This is a genomic window from Mycobacterium syngnathidarum, assembly GCF_001942625.1.
Taxonomy (GTDB): Bacteria; Actinomycetota; Actinomycetes; order Mycobacteriales; family Mycobacteriaceae; genus Mycobacterium; species Mycobacterium syngnathidarum.
Window position 1 is genome coordinate 124,073 of the sequence record NZ_MLCL01000024.1, and the last position, 15,809, is coordinate 139,881.

The 15,809-nt window shown below is 65.5% G+C and carries 18 protein-coding genes; 6 read left to right on the forward strand and 12 right to left on the reverse strand.

From position 1 onward, the window contains the following. Nucleotides 1-26 precede the first annotated feature (26 nt). Entirely contained in the window at nt 27-1,370 is a 1,344-nt protein-coding gene (locus BKG60_RS06770; protein WP_083284494.1) for a PucR family transcriptional regulator, read from the forward strand. An 82-nt stretch (nt 1,371-1,452) separates the two neighbouring features. Here BKG60_RS06770 and BKG60_RS06775 read toward each other — a convergent pair whose 3' ends face one another. Further along, nucleotides 1,453-2,889 carry a carboxylesterase/lipase family protein gene (locus BKG60_RS06775; RefSeq protein WP_070188608.1) on the reverse strand — a complete coding sequence of 479 codons (1,437 nt, stop codon included), beginning with the start codon at nt 2,887-2,889 and terminating at the stop codon, nt 1,453-1,455. Between the two features lie 25 nt (nt 2,890-2,914). Continuing rightward, nucleotides 2,915-3,820, reverse strand: a complete 906-nt coding sequence (locus tag BKG60_RS06780; RefSeq protein ID WP_075909419.1) for an MBL fold metallo-hydrolase — start codon at nt 3,818-3,820, stop codon at nt 2,915-2,917. A gap of 128 nt (nt 3,821-3,948) precedes the next feature. Between BKG60_RS06780 and BKG60_RS06785 the strand changes: the two genes are divergently transcribed. Further along, nucleotides 3,949-4,839 (forward strand): helix-turn-helix domain-containing protein, encoded by an 891-nt coding sequence (locus BKG60_RS06785; protein ID WP_075909420.1) that lies wholly within the window; start codon nt 3,949-3,951, stop codon nt 4,837-4,839. A 29-nt stretch (nt 4,840-4,868) separates the two neighbouring features. Here BKG60_RS06785 and BKG60_RS06790 read toward each other — a convergent pair whose 3' ends face one another. Continuing rightward, a complete protein-coding gene (locus BKG60_RS06790; RefSeq protein ID WP_075909421.1) occupies nt 4,869-5,897 on the reverse strand; it encodes a coiled-coil domain-containing protein in 1,029 nt (342 codons plus the stop codon). Nucleotides 5,898-6,018: 121 nt separating this feature from the next. Continuing rightward, the gene (locus BKG60_RS06795; protein WP_075909473.1) at nt 6,019-6,534 is read right to left on the reverse strand and encodes a TetR/AcrR family transcriptional regulator; all 516 of its coding nucleotides are present in this window, start codon (nt 6,532-6,534) and stop codon (nt 6,019-6,021) included. A gap of 165 nt (nt 6,535-6,699) precedes the next feature. On the opposite strand from BKG60_RS06795, the gene BKG60_RS06800 reads away from it, so the two are divergent. From BKG60_RS06800 to BKG60_RS06815, 4 genes are read left to right on the forward strand one after another with little or no spacing between them, the layout of a single operon-like run. After that, nucleotides 6,700-7,407 carry a hypothetical protein gene (locus tag BKG60_RS06800; protein WP_070944966.1) on the forward strand — a complete coding sequence of 236 codons (708 nt, stop codon included), beginning with the start codon at nt 6,700-6,702 and terminating at the stop codon, nt 7,405-7,407. Next, a complete protein-coding gene (locus BKG60_RS06805; RefSeq protein ID WP_075909422.1) occupies nt 7,404-8,198 on the forward strand; it encodes a hypothetical protein in 795 nt (264 codons plus the stop codon). The genes BKG60_RS06800 and BKG60_RS06805 overlap by 4 nt, the downstream gene beginning before the upstream one ends. After that, nucleotides 8,195-8,770, forward strand: a complete 576-nt coding sequence (locus BKG60_RS06810; RefSeq protein ID WP_075909423.1) for a cytochrome c oxidase subunit 3 — start codon at nt 8,195-8,197, stop codon at nt 8,768-8,770. The genes BKG60_RS06805 and BKG60_RS06810 overlap by 4 nt, the downstream gene beginning before the upstream one ends. Next, nucleotides 8,771-9,070: a cytochrome C oxidase subunit IV family protein gene (locus BKG60_RS06815; protein ID WP_075909424.1), complete on the forward strand. Its 300-nt coding sequence runs from the start codon at nt 8,771-8,773 to the stop codon at nt 9,068-9,070. It abuts the gene before it with no gap. Nucleotides 9,071-9,095: 25 nt separating this feature from the next. Here the strand turns inward: BKG60_RS06815 and BKG60_RS06820 are convergent, their stop codons facing one another. The 8 genes from BKG60_RS06820 to crp all read right to left on the reverse strand — a co-directional run bounded on the left by BKG60_RS06820 (nt 9,096) and on the right by crp (nt 15,729). Beyond that, complete coding sequence (locus BKG60_RS06820) at nt 9,096-9,740, reverse strand: RES family NAD+ phosphorylase (protein WP_075909425.1); 645 nt, start codon at nt 9,738-9,740, stop codon at nt 9,096-9,098. After that, complete coding sequence (locus tag BKG60_RS06825; protein ID WP_075909426.1) at nt 9,737-10,321, reverse strand: helix-turn-helix domain-containing protein; 585 nt, start codon at nt 10,319-10,321, stop codon at nt 9,737-9,739. Before BKG60_RS06825 ends, BKG60_RS06820 begins: the two co-directional genes overlap by 4 nt. A gap of 66 nt (nt 10,322-10,387) precedes the next feature. After that, nucleotides 10,388-11,869: a serine hydrolase domain-containing protein gene (locus BKG60_RS06830; protein WP_075909474.1), complete on the reverse strand. Its 1,482-nt coding sequence runs from the start codon at nt 11,867-11,869 to the stop codon at nt 10,388-10,390. A 222-nt stretch (nt 11,870-12,091) separates the two neighbouring features. Next, nucleotides 12,092-13,348: an MFS transporter gene (locus BKG60_RS06835; protein WP_075909427.1), complete on the reverse strand. Its 1,257-nt coding sequence runs from the start codon at nt 13,346-13,348 to the stop codon at nt 12,092-12,094. After that, entirely contained in the window at nt 13,345-13,992 is a 648-nt protein-coding gene (locus BKG60_RS06840) for a GntR family transcriptional regulator (protein ID WP_242671587.1), read from the reverse strand. Before BKG60_RS06840 ends, BKG60_RS06835 begins: the two co-directional genes overlap by 4 nt. Nucleotides 13,993-14,054: 62 nt before the next feature. Then, nucleotides 14,055-14,483, reverse strand: a complete 429-nt coding sequence (locus tag BKG60_RS06845; RefSeq protein ID WP_070188618.1) for a DUF5313 domain-containing protein — start codon at nt 14,481-14,483, stop codon at nt 14,055-14,057. A gap of 15 nt (nt 14,484-14,498) precedes the next feature. Then, nucleotides 14,499-14,999, reverse strand: a complete 501-nt coding sequence (locus tag BKG60_RS06850; RefSeq protein ID WP_075909429.1) for a MarR family winged helix-turn-helix transcriptional regulator — start codon at nt 14,997-14,999, stop codon at nt 14,499-14,501. Between the two features lie 55 nt (nt 15,000-15,054). Then, nucleotides 15,055-15,729: a cAMP-activated global transcriptional regulator CRP gene (gene crp / locus BKG60_RS06855; RefSeq protein ID WP_075909430.1), complete on the reverse strand. Its 675-nt coding sequence runs from the start codon at nt 15,727-15,729 to the stop codon at nt 15,055-15,057. Between the last annotated feature and the right edge of the window lie 80 nt (nt 15,730-15,809).

Here is a 15,809-nt window from a genome sequence, read left to right on the forward strand (position 1 = left end):
GCGATGGCCGCGCAGAGAGGTGAATCATGGTGCAAGCAGACGTGACTCGGACTATTGCCACGGAAACCGCCACTCTGATCATGGATCGGTTGAGCCAGAAACTCCCGGCGGCGTCGCGGTCCATCCAGGAGATGCTGTACCGGGAGCAGTCGGAGATGGCCGGCGACGGTGAGTTGCTGGCATTGCTCTACGACACGGTCCAGAGCAACCTCGAAACGTTCTTCCCAGCCATCCGTCACGGGATTCCCATTGACCGCGTAGTGGCGCCCACTGCAGCCCTTGAGCATGCGCGTCGGATGGCGCAACGCGGTACCCATGTCGAAGAATTGGTCCGCGCCTATTGGCTCGGCTACCAAGATTTCCTCTCGATCATTCTCGATGAAATCCAGGCCGCACAGCTTGAGGCTCATTTGGGATTGCTGGTATTCGCACAGATGTCGGCGAGCTCGTTCGCCTATCTGGATCGCGTATCGCATCAAGTCGTCAACGCCTATCAGGAAGAACGTGATCGGTGGCTGGCCAATCAAAACCAGACGCGGTCACTGCGGGTACGCGAGGTGCTCGACGGCGACGATGATCTCGATATCGACGAAACTTCCGTTCTCATCCGCTATCCGTTGCGCCGGGTTCATCTCGCACTCGTTCTCTGGTGCCCTGAACAGGAAGATGGCGAGGAACTGGACACCATGGAGCGGTTCGTCGCTGAGCTGTCCGTCGCATTGGGCGCTCGGGATCGCCCGTTGTTCGTCGCCTCCGATCGCATCACCGGGTGGGCGTGGATTCCGCTCCCCGCCGACGCAGCGGCGGGCGATGCCGTGGGCCGGCTCCAGGATTTCGTCCGCTTGCATTCGAATCCGCCGTGGCTCGCCGCCGGCAATGTGTTGCCCGGCCCCGCCGGGTTCCGACAGTCACATCGCCAGGCCTTCGCGGCCCGAACCGTGGCGCTCGCGCCGGGCGTACCGCCACGGCGGGTGACCGCGGCCAACGAACCCGGTCTCGTCGTCGCAGCACAGTTCAGCTCCGACTTGGAAAACGCCCGCTCGTGGGTGGGGCAGGTCCTCGGCCCACTTGCTTCGGACAATGACAGCGACGAGCGACTGCGGGACACGTTGTCCGAGTTCCTGCGCAACAGATCGAGCTTCAAAGCCAGCGCGCCCGAGCTGCACATTCATGTCAATTCGGTGAAGTATCGCGTACAACGCGCCCTCGAACGTCGGGGTAGACCGATCGAGAATGATCGCCTTGATGTGGAAGTCGCGCTGCTGCTATGCCAATGGTTCGGCAGGGCAGTTCTGAGCCCGGCCAAGCGCGTGAACAGTGGCGGACGCCCAGCTGCCACGGCCACGACATTGCATACCTCGAGCGCATAAGCCAGGGCAGCGTCCAACGGCCGGTCGTGGCCGATCCGGCCCCAAAGAACAAGGTTGTCCGAGCCGTGACCCACGGATCTCGCTACTCGAAGTGCTGCACTGCAGCGTCATCGCCACGATAGCCGTCCCATCCAGGAGAACCGTTGCGGGCGAACGACACCCACGAACTGTGCATCCGCCGGGCCAGGCCCTCCGGAACCACATCGGGCCCCAGTAGACTCGTATTCCCGTGCAGCCACGGTGAATCGGCGATGTCGAAGACGAAGGGAAGCTCGACGGTGTGTGCAGCTCCGAGCTTGCCGTCGACCGCGGTCGAGCGGAAGCCGAATCGGTAGACGTAGGTACCGCGTGCCGAGACCAGCGAGTGCGCCCGCGCCATCCGGGCGGAGCCGGAACCGAACAGCGCGTCGGCCAGCAGGGCCGAACGCAGCTCGCCGTGAGTGGCATGGGGCAGCCGGGCGGCCAAGCCGTCAACCGTGGCCTGGGGGTCCGAATGTGTCTGGGCCGCAACGGCCACGACATCGCCGTGCCGCGACGTATCGAAGGCGCCCTGAGGCACCAGATAGAGGTTGCCCTCCCGGGTGTTGGTGCCGATGAGCAGAGCGACGTCGGCGGCTGGGCCGAGGCCCAGTGCGTCGGCGGGCTGCCGGTCGAGGACGAGGCTGAACGGGCTCAGGCCCACCAGCGGGTCGGTGGCGGTGGCGGTACGCAGGTCAAGGCCTGCCAGCCTGGGAAGGACTGCGACGAACTGTTCATCGGGAATGTCCGCGAGCCCGTCCGCTGTGGGCTCAACGCCCAATTCGGCGGTGGCTGCGCGGGTGACTCGGGCAGCCTGCTCCGGCGTGAATGCACCTGTGCCGCTACCGCTTTGCATGACAGCCTGGCGGAACAATCCGGCGGCGTCCGGTGTAGCGAGCATGCCTGCTACCAAGGTGGCGCCGGCGGACTGGCCGGCCAGGGTGACATTCCCCGGGTCACCACCAAAGGCGCTGATCGTGTCGCGGACCCACCTCAGCGCGGCCAGCACGTCGAGCAGCCCGCGGTTGCGCATCGCTCCGGGGACGTCGAGAAACCCGGAGACCCCCAAGCGGTAGTTGAGGGTAACCAGCACGACGCCGTCACGGGTGAAGGCCCGGCCGTCGTACAGTGCGGCCTGCGACGACCCGGTGACGAATCCGCCGCCGTGGACGAACACCATGACGGGTCGCGCCGCATCGTCGGCGGCGGGAGTGTGCACGTCGAGCGTCAGATAGTCCGCGCCGCGCACCCACCCGGGGCCGAAGTACGGCCGCATGTCGAGTGCACCGAAGTCGCGGACGGGCTGAGGCGCCGTCGCCCCGGGACCGGTCGCGTCCCGGATGCCATCCCAACCCGGGTGCGGTGCCGGCGGAGCGAAGCGGGCAGCTCCCGTCGGCGTGGCGGCATAGGGGATGGCGCAGTAGCGCTCGCCGCTATGGTCGCGGACGCCGCCCACCGCACCGGAAGGAGTTCGGACGACGGGAGTGTTGTTCTGAGACAAGGGTTCTCCTGAGATGCTTGGTCGATCAACTGATACGGGCGAAGTCGGCCCAGCCCTTGATGGCGAAACTGGAGCCCTCCCGGACCACTTCGACAGCGCCGTGTCCGCCGAGGTGTGCCGGGAACAGGAGCGCATTGTCGTCGCTGGCGCGGCCCAGCAGCTTGTGCCTGGTGTTGCGGGATTCCGCGGGGTCTTCGCAGAAGCAGCTGTTGGTGTGTGGTGTGACGATCTGCAGCGGGGTGTGGATGAGATCGCCGACGAACACGGCACGGTCTCCGCCGGATGCCAACGTCAGGACCGACGAGCCGGGGGTGTGTCCGGGCGCGAGGTCCATCCGGAGATTCTTGTCGATCTGGTAGGTGCCGTCCCACAGCTGCGTCAGCCCGGCCTCGTGGACCGGGGTGACGCTGTCCTCGAACACATTCAGACTTCCCCGGCTGGCGGCGGCCTTGTGGCCGTTGGCCGGATTCCAGAAGTCGAAATCCCGTTGCGGCATAAGGTAAGTCGCGTTCGGGAAGGTGGGCGCCCACGTCGAACCGTCCAGTCGGGTGTTCCAGCCCACGTGATCGATGTGCAGGTGGGTGTTGATCACCAGGTCGACGTCCTCGGGTGCGACGCCTGCGGCGGCCAGGTTGTCGAGGAACGCGGTGTCGAGGTGGTTCCACACCGGGACATGCGGCCGTTCCTTGTGGTTGCCGACACCGGTGTCGACCAGGATGGTGCGTCCCTCGCTGCGCAGGACCCAGGTCTGGATGGCAGAGATGCACTGATCGGTGCCGGGATCCCAGAAATCAGGGGCCAGCCAGTGTTTGTTGGCTGCCCAGTCGTGGTCGGTGCTGTCCGGGAAGAATTCGTCGGGACCCATCTGCACGGAGCCGTAGTACTCCTTGACGCGGGTGACGGTGACTTCCCCCAATTCGATCTGTTCCATGTGACTCCCTTGCTCATCGGCGCTGCTCACCCGAGTCTGTCGACGGGCGTGGGGGGTCAGCCACACCTCGTCGGTCCTACCCCTGGCAGGGGGTGGCTGGGATCCCGCAGCGCACGGATACTGAATGGATGGACGGACCCGGGCCACTCGGAGAATTTCTGCAGGCGCGGCGCGCACATACCCGACCCGAGGACATCGGTGTGCAGGACTTCGGTGCGCGCCGTCGGGTGCAGGGTCTGCGTCGCGACGAGGTGGCGCACCTGGCGGGAGTCAGCGTGTCCTACTACACGCGGCTTGAGCAGGGCATATCCCGCGGTGCGTCACCCGAGATCCTGGAAGCAATTGCCGGTGCGCTGCAACTAGATACGCACGAACGTGAACACCTCGACCGGTTGGCCGGGGTGGCCCGGCGGGCACCTCGGCCGCGGCGCCCGCGGCCAGAAAGGGTGAGCGACGAGACACGGGATCTGATGCGTGCCCTCGACGGGGTGCCGGCACTGGTTCTGGGCCGGCGCACCGATGTGCTGGCGTGGAATCAGCTGGGGCACGCCCTGCTGGCTGGACATGTGGACCGAGCCGCCGTAGACGATGCGGCGAACCGGCCCAACATGAGCCGGATGGTGTTCCTGGACCGACACAAGCGCGAGCTCTACACAGACTGGCGACGCAAGGCCAGGGCAGTCGTGGGCAATCTGCGTATCGCCGTGGGTCGGTACCCGGACGACCGTGACCTTGCCGCTCTTATCGGTGAGCTGACGATGAAGAGCCCGGAGTTCGTCGCCATGTGGGGCGATCATCGGATCACCCCCTGTGACGCGGCGTCCTACGACCTGCACCATCCCGTGGTAGGTGCCCTGACCGTCACCCAGCAGACGCTGGCCATCGCGCGCTCGCCTGGCCAGAGTCTGATTGTGGTCACCACCCTCGCGGGGTCACCCTCGGAACGGGCGCTGGCGCTGCTGCGAACTCTGGGCGCACCCATGCACGACCGCGAGCTGTCCGAGAGATCCCGCGTTTAAGGCTCCGCCCGGCGGACGGTTGTCGGCCCTCAGTGACGCGGAGTCGTGGTGATGTGCACGTGGTCGAAGTGGCCGTAACCAGAACCTTGCGGTCCGGACGGCGTGTAGTAGGTGCCCCGCCAGATCACGTCCTGCAGCCCGAATCGGGCTGCGTTGCTCAACGCGAACGCCATGATCTCGTTGCCGAGCGCGATGCCCTCGGGGCTCCCGGCATTGGGGATCATGATGTCAATGGCCAGCCCGCTGGGATGCCATGGCTTCGAGTCCGGCCGGACCCCACCGATCTCGGAAATCTGGGGGAACTGTGCGCTGACGGCCCGGGCGGCCACGATGGTGTTGGGCTGCAGCCCGACCTCGGAGGCGACGCCGACGGGCAACGACTCCGGAATATCTGCTGCCCCGGCGCCGGGAATCACCGCCGCCGCGTTGTTGACCACGGCCTGCTGTTGCGGCGTCAAGGCTCCGTACTGGGCCTCGGCTTCGGCGATCTGACGCAGCAGCTCGCGCAACTTGGTCTGCAGATCTTCGCGTACCGCGGAAGCCTGCTCGGCTGCGGTGCGCGCATCAGCGGCCGATCTCTCCGAGGCTCCGGCAGCCTCGGCCGCGCGCTCGCGCGCTGTTCGGTAGGCCTCCATCTTGTCGGCCGCCCCATCGACGACCGCCCGCTGCACAGTCAGCTGATCGATCAGCTGTTGCGGGGAGTCAGCGGTGAGCACCGCCGCCACCTGACCGGTGCCTCTACCCATGTAGCTCATCGCCGCCACCCGGTTGACAGCCTCCTGAAAGGGCTGCAGCTGGGTGTTCGCGACCTCGAGGGCGTTCAGGTCGGCGCGGTGGCGGTCCGCGGTCGCTGTCTCTTCGGCCTGCCTGGCGTCGACATCGCGTTGAGCAGCGGTGACGGCCTTGCGACTCTCAACGGCCTGGCGGGACAACTCGTCGAGCTTGGTCAGTCCGTCGGCCGCGGGGTCCGCCTTCGCATCGCCGAGCGGCGTCAGCACCAGGGCCGCGGCCGCCACGCCACACACCGTTCGCCGAACCAGATGGCGCACCCCGGTCATTCGGATAGTCACGATCCTTCGTTGCAAGGACCGAATCCTGGCCCGGCTGTATATCTCCCGAGACAGGCTACGAACTGGTCTAGACGATGTCTACCCGGTGTCTCATTCAGTCGACTTGTAGCTAATCGAGCCCGAGCATCCTGCGGGTCATCTGGTTGAGCTGGACGCGGAGGGTCTCGCCGTCGATATCGGCGAGCAGCGGATGCATGACGGCCACACTGATCGCGCTCGAGAGCATCGCGGCATGAAACCGGGCCTCGACGCCGGCTTCGGTGCCCAGCAGCGCGGCGTAGAGGCGTTCGATGAATCGCTGAAACGGTTCGTACTCGGCCTGCAGGCGAATGATGACGGGGTCGAACATCGGAATGCTGAACGTGCCGCGGCGGTCGATGGCCTGCTCGATCATCCGGTCGAGCAGCGCATCGCGGGCCTGCCCGGGCGCCCCCTCGGCCTCGGCCGCTTCGAGTGCGGCTTCGAGGCGGCTCAGCTCCCGCTCGGTGATCGCGATGACGATTTCGTCCTTCGTCTTGAACTGCCGGTACACGGCGGCCTTCGTGACGCCCATTTCGTCGGCGATCATCTGTAGCGACGTCCCGCTGACTCCGTGACTGGCGATGAGTTTCAGGGCCGCGTCCATCACCCGGGTCTGAGCGGCGGTGCGCGTGATCCCGCCGAAGGTGCGGGCCTCCTGAGTGGACGTCACAGCGTCAACGGTAGCCGACGATTGACCGCCAAGTAGCCGATCGGCTACCGTCCAAGTTGCCGATCGGCAACCAAGGCCACGTACGAAGAGAGTTCGACGATGAGACGACCTGACGGTGAGTTGATCCTGCTGGGGACGTTGCCCGTCGTGGCAATCATCTGGATCTCAGCGTTCTTCCTGTTCCCGGGATTCGTACATCCGATGTCCCCCAACATGTCTGCCGAACAGGTCGCCGCCTTCTATCAGGACGAGGCCGCACGGATCCGCTACAGCATGATCCTGTTCAACTGGTTCGGCGTCGGCCTCATCCCCATCGTGATCCTGCTGGCGATGCAGGTGCGCCGGATGGCCCACCGCACGCCGATCCTGTCCTACAGCTTGGTCGCCGCGGCCGGAGGTCCGCCGGCGCTGTTCCTCATCGCCAACATGTTCTGGCTGCTCGGATCGTTCCGTCCCGACCGTGCCCCCGAGCTGACCCAGGTACTCAACGACCTCGCGTGGCTGACCTTCACGCTGCTGGTGCCGTATCTGATCGCGCAGTGCCTGCTGCTGGCCTTGGCGATCTGCTGGGATCAGCAGGAACGACCGGTGTTCAAACCGTGGGTGGCGTACTTCAATCTCGCCATCGCGGCCGCGCTGGTCCCCGCGACGTTCACCGCACTGTCGTTCGACGGGCCCTTCGCCTGGGACGGGGTGTTGTCCTTCTGGCTCAAGAACATCGCCATCGCCGTCTGGATTCTGGTGATGGGAGTCGTTCTCGCCCAGGCGGTCAAGCAGCAACGGGCGCAGGACACGGTGCCCGCATGACCGGCTCACGGTGGAGCAGGTTCCTGTGGAACGTCCGCTACCACCCCAAACGCGAACTGTGGTTCGCCTGGTACGTGATGGTGTTCTTCTACCAGCTCTACGGTGTGCTGTTCTTCTTCGTCACCCGCGTGCAACCACCGCCGAGCCCGGCATGGGACACCCCGACCGTCGTGGAGTGGGTCACCGGCCATCGATTCGGCGTGCTCGCCGGCTTCGGCGTCGTCTTCCTCATCACCGGCCTGTGCGCGCCGATGAATGCCCTCCTTGCGTACTCGATGCGAAGAATGTCGGTCAGCCCGGTGTTCGCCTACTCGTATCTGATCATGTACTCGCTGAGCGCAATTCCGGGCATGCTGGTCATGGCCATCGCGATGACCGCGGCCGCGTTGCGGCCCGACCGCGACCCCGAGATCATCCACTGGCTCTACGAATTCGCCTTCCTGTCGTTCAGCGGGACCATGGGCGTGTTCCTGATCGGCTCCTTGGTGTGGATGACTGCAGTCCTGCTCGACAAGAACCGCGTGTTCCCGAAGTGGTTCGGTTATCTCAACCTCTGCAACGCGCTGACCGAGGTGGTCGTCGCGCCGGCCTGGATCTTTCAGCGAGGTGCGTTTGCCTGGAACGGCGCGATCGCCTGGTGGGTCAACATGGTCGTATTCGTCACGTACACCGGCGTTTTCATCGTGCTGCTGCGCCGGATGATCGAGCGTGAGGACTTCGGCACCGGTCCGCTGCCGGACCTTGCAGGCAACGAGGCCGACGAGCACCACGTGGCGGAGGTGGTTCGATGACCGAGCAAGTCCACGATGTGCGCGCGAGGTCTGTGCCCGGCCAGCCCGACATGTGGATGTTCGTACTGTTCGAGTCGCTGTTGTTCACCGCGTACTTCTCGGTGTACCTGGTGTCACGCACCCAGAATCCAGAACTCTTCCTGCAGTCGCAGGCCCACCTTGACCTGCGCATCGGCGTCGCCAATACCATTGCACTGCTGCTGAGTTCGTGGGCGATCGCCCGCTGCGTCCAGGCCTCCCGCGAGGGCAACTACCGATCCGCGTTGACGAACATGTTCCTGACGATCTCGTTCGGTGTCCTCTTCCTGGCCGGCAAGATCGTCGAGTGGATCACCCAGATCCGCATGGGGAACACGTTCACCAGCGACGAGTTCTTTCAGCACTACTTCTTCCTGACCTCTATTCACTGCATCCACGTGCTGATCGGCTTCGTGGTGCTCGGTGTCGTCGTCTACCAGTTGTGGAACCCGAAGCGGCGATCCCAGCAGCTCGTCGAGACGGGGGCCACCTATTGGCACACCGTCGATTTCCTCTGGGTCCTGATTTTCGCGTTGATCTACGTCGTGAGGTGAGTGGTGCGCAACGGCTTCGACAAGAGACTGCTGATTGTCTGGGCGGTTTTGACGGGAATGACGCTTGTCTACGTCTGGCTGGACGAAGCCGTCGACCAGAACGGGACCTTGACGGCCAGCACGGTGGTCACCGTCAGTGCGATCGGCATCGCACTCATCAAGGTGCGCATCATCTTCCGGGAATTCATGGAGGTGCGGCACGCGCCGGCGCTGCTCTGCCGTCTGACCGACGGATGGGTGGTGCTCATCGGTGTGTGCCTGTTGGGAAGCTACTTCGTGGGATCAGCCATCGCGAGCTAATTGTGGCCACACCGCCTTGGCCGGTTCAGATTACCAAGTAGCCGAGACGCTGTGCAGCCCCGGCGATCCGAAGGGCCAGACCGGGATGGGTCAGCGGCAGTGAGAGTGCGGGCCATGCGGGCATCGCCGAGGCTGCGGGAAAGAACAGGGCGATACAGGGCTCCCCGGCGAACCGACTGTTGTAGCGCAACCCATCGAGATCCGGGAAGGCTTCGGTGATTCGTCTGGCCCAGCGCTGTGTGATCGAGTGTGGTGCAGTCGATATCGCGAATGTGCCGCCGGCTCGCGTCGGCCAGGATCCGGTGCTGTCCGTGGCCAAATCGAGCAGCCGAATGTCACGGGCGAACCGCAACCCGGTCAGGTAGGGGTCGCCCCGGAACCGGTCGATGGTGCGCCCAACTTGAAACGCCTCGGCCAATGCCGGCGTTGGTGCCGAGGCGCCGTACCAGACACCGATACCAGGGTGATCTCGCGCCGGCGGTGGATGAGGGTCGAACCGCAAGTGCGGACCGTACTCGCGAAAACCGTTCCAGGCCAGTATGTGACTGCCGGTGGTGCGGTGTATCCGCCACCAGAGCTCGTCCGTTGTGACGATCCGGTATTCCTCGTTCCGGATACCGATGGCACGTAGCTTGGCTGCCGTCGGCGGTCCAGGAAGGCGAGCGGTCACGTGGTGTACCAGTCGGTGCCTGCCGCAGCGGCGACTGCTTGGGTGACGTCACCACCATCGCGCAACCACTCGACCGGAGTCAGCGGCCGGTCGTGGAACAGGTCAAGCTGCGGGGTGCGGAGGAACCCGGCCACGGCGACGGGGTGAAGATCGGCGGGCAGCGCCTTGAACACCTGATCGAGGCCGCGGATCTGGCGTGTGGGCCCACCGTGGGCGTCAGTCTCGAACTGCAGCGCGGGAAAGAGCCAGGTCTGCCCGTCCGGGATCGCCCACAATTCGCCGGCGAGCCGTTTCTGCCGCACCCGTGACGGGCTGATCCCGAGTCCGGTGGCGACCTCGTCGGGGGTGAATGCGGTCACCGTGAGGTGAGCCGTGCGGCCGGCGATCTCTGTGCCGGCCGCAATCAGCGCGTCCTGATCCTCGGCGAAACCTGCCTCATCGAGCAGTCGAGCCTCGTCCTCGCTGAGGGCAGCGGCCCATGGTCGCAGCGTGGGAAAGCTTTTCAGCGCCGCGACAAATTGAGGGGTCGTGATATCGAAACGCTCCTGGAGCAGCTGCTCCAGCTCGGCGTTCGGCTGCATGGCAACCTCCTTCTAACGGAAGTTAACAACAGTCTATGTTCGTTAGTCGAGCGTGTCGAGACGCGTTCAGGTCCCGTACAGGTGCAAGGCTCGGGCTGCCGCCGTCGCCACTTCGCCGCTCAACTTCGCGATGGGTGGACCACCGCGCTGATGGATGACGTTGGCCAGGACGGCGACGTACGTGTCTGACCCTGGATCCATCCACAGGGTGACGCCCGTGAACCCGGTGTGACCGAAACTGCCGACGGGAAAGACCGTGCCGCGCGGTCTGGAATGCGGGGTATCGATATCCCAACCGAAGCTCCGAAGGTCGTGCCCGTTGATGGCCGGGTAGTGCGGAGCGAGACGGGCGCCGTTGGCGTTGTTGGCCGCCTCGACTTGTTGGGCGTTGTGCCCGGGCTGTTGTGGTGTCGTCATCAACTCCACGGTCGACTGCTTCAGCGGAAATGTGCTCGGCCGGCCGGCGAGACGATCGAGCAGGGCTTGCGCGAACCGGCCGACGTCGTTCACCGTCGAGAACACCCCGGCGCTCCCGGCCACCCCGCCCATGCGGCGTGCCGTCGGGTCATGCACGGTGCCGCGCAACGGGTGGCCGTAGTCGGGGTTGAGGCCCGGGGTGTCCTCGTCGAGCGCCGTCGGTGCGATGCGGGGCAACAGGTCGGTGCTCCAGGTGCCGGCCGGGCAGTCGGTCACCTCGGGCGCGTTCGAGTCGAAGGCGATCGCGGTTCCCCGGACCTGGTGTGGGCCACAGGCTTTGGCCGCCGGCAGATAGCGGGTATCCGACATCCCAAGTGGGGTAAAGACATTGTCCGGCACGTACCGATCCAGAGGTTGGCCCGTGATGCGCTCGATGATCGTGCCCACCAGAATGAAGTTGATGTCGGAGTAGTGAAACAGCTGTCCGGGTTCGTACACCACCCACGCGCCGAGCGCGCGGTGAATACCTTCAGCCTTGTCGGCCTTTTCCAGCCCCCACGGCCCGTCCAGGCTCAGATCGCCGGCGATACCCGAGGTGTGGGTGAGCAACATGCGGACGGTCACCTGCGCGCGGCGTGGGTCGCTGGCCGGGTTGAAGTCCGGCAGGTAGGTCTGCACCGGCTCGTCGACCTTGACCAGGCCCCGTTCGTAGAGCTGAATGAACGCCGTCGTCGTCGCGATGCTCTTCGACAGCGACGCCAGGTCGAAGATCGTGTCCTCGGTCATCGGCTCCGCGGGAGCGGGCACCCCGTCCAGCCCGGGTTCACCGTCGAGCTTGCGCGAGCCGTATGCCTTGCGGAACACGACGTTGCCGCCATGCCCGACCTGGACCACCGCGCCCGGCAGCCGATGTGCCGCGATGGAGTCGTTGACGAGCTTCGAGACCGCGGTGAAATCGCCCGTCGGAACGACGGCGGCCAGGGTGGGTGCCGCGAAGGTGGGTGCCGCCGCGGTCGTCGTCGATGGGGAACTGGCCGTCGGCGGGGACGCTGGTTGCCCGCACGACGAGGTCGCGACGACGGCGAAAACGACTGTTCCCACCGCGCAGATCCGGGCAAGCGGTCGCGACATGGTCACCCGATCGACGGTACGGGATCAGTGTCGAGCCCGAGCCTGCGTTCGCAGGCGTCCCGCGCGAAGTGGTGCGAGTCTGGGAGGGAGGTGTCGTGTGCCTGACGCTGTGACGAACATGTAGCCTCTTGCGGCTTTTCCGGCTTTTCGTCGCAAGAGCCTGCAGACTCGTCACAGCGCGTCAGAGGGGAACCCAGGTGCAGACAGGGACAACGATTGCGCTCAATGTGTTGCCTGCGTCCGCGGCTCAAGGTGTTGCGCCCACCCCGACGCGCACACCGCAGTGCAGACCAGCGCCAACAAGCCCACAAAACTCAGCATCACCGGGTAGCTGAACCAGTGCGCCAGCGCCGCCAGTACGGCGGGCAAGAGGAACCCGAGATAGGCCAGCGAGTAGTAGACACCGGAGATCCCGGCGAGCTCGTCGGGCGGAGCAATACGCTGGATCTCAAGCAGGCCTGACACGATCGCGATGCCGTACGCGCTGCCCAGCAGCATCGCGACCAGCGGGGCGACGAGTGCTGAGCGGGTGACGGCGGTGGCCACGGCGGCGAAGATGCCCAGCGCCATCAATGCCATTGACACCACGACGGCCCGCGAGCTGGACACGTCGTCGAGGCGTCGCGCCACCGGTTGGATCGCCACCCCGCAGCCCAGTGTCAGCACGGTCAGGCCGACGGTATAGAGCAGGGCCCAGGAGCCGAGCTGGTCGGCGACGAGTGCCGGCACCACCGCGTAGGCGATGGCTGCCGAACCAAAGATCCACGGCGCCATGGGAACAACGACGTGCAGGAATCGGCGGTGTCCGGCTGCGGGCACCTTCAATCCGTCCAGGAAGGGCCGGTCCGAGGGCGCTGTCCGCGTTTCGACGGTCCGGTTCCACACCGCCCACAGCACCGGCACGCAGAGCGCCGCGTGGACCAGGTACGTCAACACCAGCGGCAGTGGCGCGTACACGGTGAGCAGTCCGGCACACAGCGGTCCGACGCCGAAGCCCAACGACAGGCAGATCGAGGCCCGGCGCGCCCCGGCACCGGCCGGCGCGTTGTCAAACGGTGGCCGAGACAATTCGGTGATCCATGCCGAGCCGACCGCCATTGCGATACCGACGGCCACTCCGCTGAACAACCTGCCGGTGAACAGGGCCGGGAAACCCCAGTAATCACCGATGGCCAGGATGAGACTGCCCAGCGCCGCACTGATCACACCGGCGGCCATCACGTTGCGTCGGCCGTGGCGGTCCGACAGGGTCGAGGCGATCAGCAGACCCGGGATCAGGCCGAGCACGTACGTGCCCAGCAGGATGTCCACGTCCACCCGGGTGTAGCCGGCGTGCTGGGCGTAGGCGATCAGCAGCGGGGTGAATTGGTTTCCGCCCCAACCGATACAGAACACCGCGATCGCGACGGCCAGCCAGGGCTGAAGGCGGTGCCGAATCTGATCCGGCGCCTCGACAGGGTCCAGAGCGACAGCGGTCATGCCAGCACCACCCGGTACGTCGCTTCCAGATGTGCCAGCAACGCTCCCTCGAAACCGGACACATCGCGCCGGCCGATGGCGTCGGCCAGCGCCGCGTGTTCGCCGATCAAATCGGTCAACCGCGCGGAGTCGGAGCGGGCGGCATCGGCCATCATGCGGCGCTGACGGTCGCTGAGCGACCCGTAGAAGCGGCCGGCGATCGTGTTTCCGGCGACCTCCACGATGCGCCGGTGAAAGGCGTCATCGGCGGCCGCGAACTGGTCGGCATCACCGATCGCCGCGCCGTGCCGCTGCCGCTCCACCAACTCGTTCAGCTCACCGAACAGGCTGTCGATGGATTCGGCTGACCGGCACAGCCTGCGCACCGCGGCGGTCTCGAGTGCCAGGCGCATCTCCAGCAGATCGGTGGCCTCTTGCGCGGACACCGGGACGACGACAGCGCCGCGCCGCGGCACCAGGTCCAGGAAATCCTCGGCGGCCAGCCGCAGAAACGCCTCGTGCACGGGGGTGCGGCTGACGCCGAGCTGCGTCGCCACCTCTACCTCGCTGAGCAGCTGTCCGCCGCGAAACTCACCGGAGAGGATCTGGTCCTTGGTCATCCGGTAGACGCGTTGGCTGTTGCTCGACTTCTCGTCCGTGCCCACGGGAGACCACACTACCCCTTGCATGCAAGCTTGCATGCAAGGGGTTTGCGCAGGGGAAACGCCTAGAAGGGACTGCTGTTGGCCTGGTACTTGGAGGATTCCGGTCGCGGGCCGAACCGGCGGATGTAGTCTTCGTGTTTCTGCTGGTCTTTCTTGTACTGGATCTCGTCGACCAGGTTGGGGTCGAGCCCGTGCTGGGCCAGCCGGTGCCGACGCCAGATCTTGTTCAGTGCAAGAGCCATCAAAATCGCCCAGATGTAGATCGGCACGGTCATTTCGATGTGCACGTACAGCGACGCGGGCAAGAGCCAGAACGGTGCCAGCACGAACAGCGGCGGGATGGCCATGCGGATCAGGTGCCGGCGGACGGCCCCGTGGTCGGCAAGGTCGTGGGCCACCCAATCACGCATGGAATCAGGCAACCGTTTGCCGTAGCAATAGGCGATGTACTGAAAGAGGTTGGGACGGTCTTTGGTTTTCTGGCCGGCCATGGTGGGCTCCTGGTGTCAATCGGTGAGTGAATTGGCCGCCAGCGCGGCCACATTGATGCGGGTCAACACTCGGTGCAGCTCTTCGAGTTCGGCGATGTCGACGCCCAGGCGTTGCACCACCGCGGCCGGGATGGCAAGTGCCTGCTCACGCAGGGCCACCCCGGCTTCGGTGAGCTTGACGTCGGTCGCGCGTTCATCGCCGGCGCGGCGGCTGCGGGTCAACAGGCCGAGCGCTTCCAACCGCTTGAGCATCGGCGAGAGCGTCGCCGAATCGAGTTGCAGTGCGGCGGCGATCTCCTTGACCGAGAGCGGGGATGCACCGCCGGAGCTGGACCGTTGGTGATCCCACAGCGCGAGCATCACGAGGTACTGCGGGTGGGTCAGACCCAGCGGCTCCAGCAGTGGGCGATATACCGCCAGCACCGCGCGGTTGCTGACGGCCAGCGCGAAACAGACCTGCCGTTCGAGGGCTAGCGGATCGGCGCTGAGCTCCGGCGCTTCGGATACTGCGGACACAAAATGAACGTACCCTAATAGTTAGGGCGCTAACAATGTCTCGGTGGTCACACGATCAGTGCGCGCGTTTGGCCAACCGCTCGGCGTTGTCGATGAGGATGGTCCGGCCCTGCACCCGGATCCAGCCGCGTTGGGCGAAATCGGACAGCGCCTTGTTGACCGTCTCCCGCGAGGACCCGACGAGCTGGGCGATCTCTTCCTGGGTCAGCTCGTGGTCGACGCGTAGTGCGTTGCCATCGCGGCTGCCGAACCGTTGCGCCAGGTAGAGCAGTTGTTTGGCGACCCGGCCCGGTACGTCGGTGAAGATCAGGTCGGACAGGTTGTCGTTGGTACGACGCAGCCGGCGGGCCAACACACGCAGAAGTTGTTCGGCGATCTCGGGGCGATCGGCGATCCAGCTCCGCAGCACCGCGCGGCTCATCACCACTGCCTTCACCTCGGTCAGTGCGGTCACCGTCGAGGTCCGCGGCCCGGGATCGAAGATGGCGAGCTCACCGAACATGTCCGACGGGCCCATCAGCGTGATCAGGCTTTCGCGACCGTCCACCGATTTACGGCCGATCTTCACCTTGCCCGAGGTGATGATGTACAGCGTGTCGCCGGGCTCACCTTCGGTGAACACGACCTCGGACCGGCGGAAGGTCACCGGCTCGAGCTGCCGGACCAGTGCGGCCACGGCATCTGGTGACACACCCTGGAAGATGCCGGCACGGGCCAGCACTTCATTCATATTTCCCCCTTGGTGGATGTGCCGAACCTGGCTGCCCGGAGTGTTTGCACTGGTAGCAGCCGAAAGTGCGACCGCCTTTC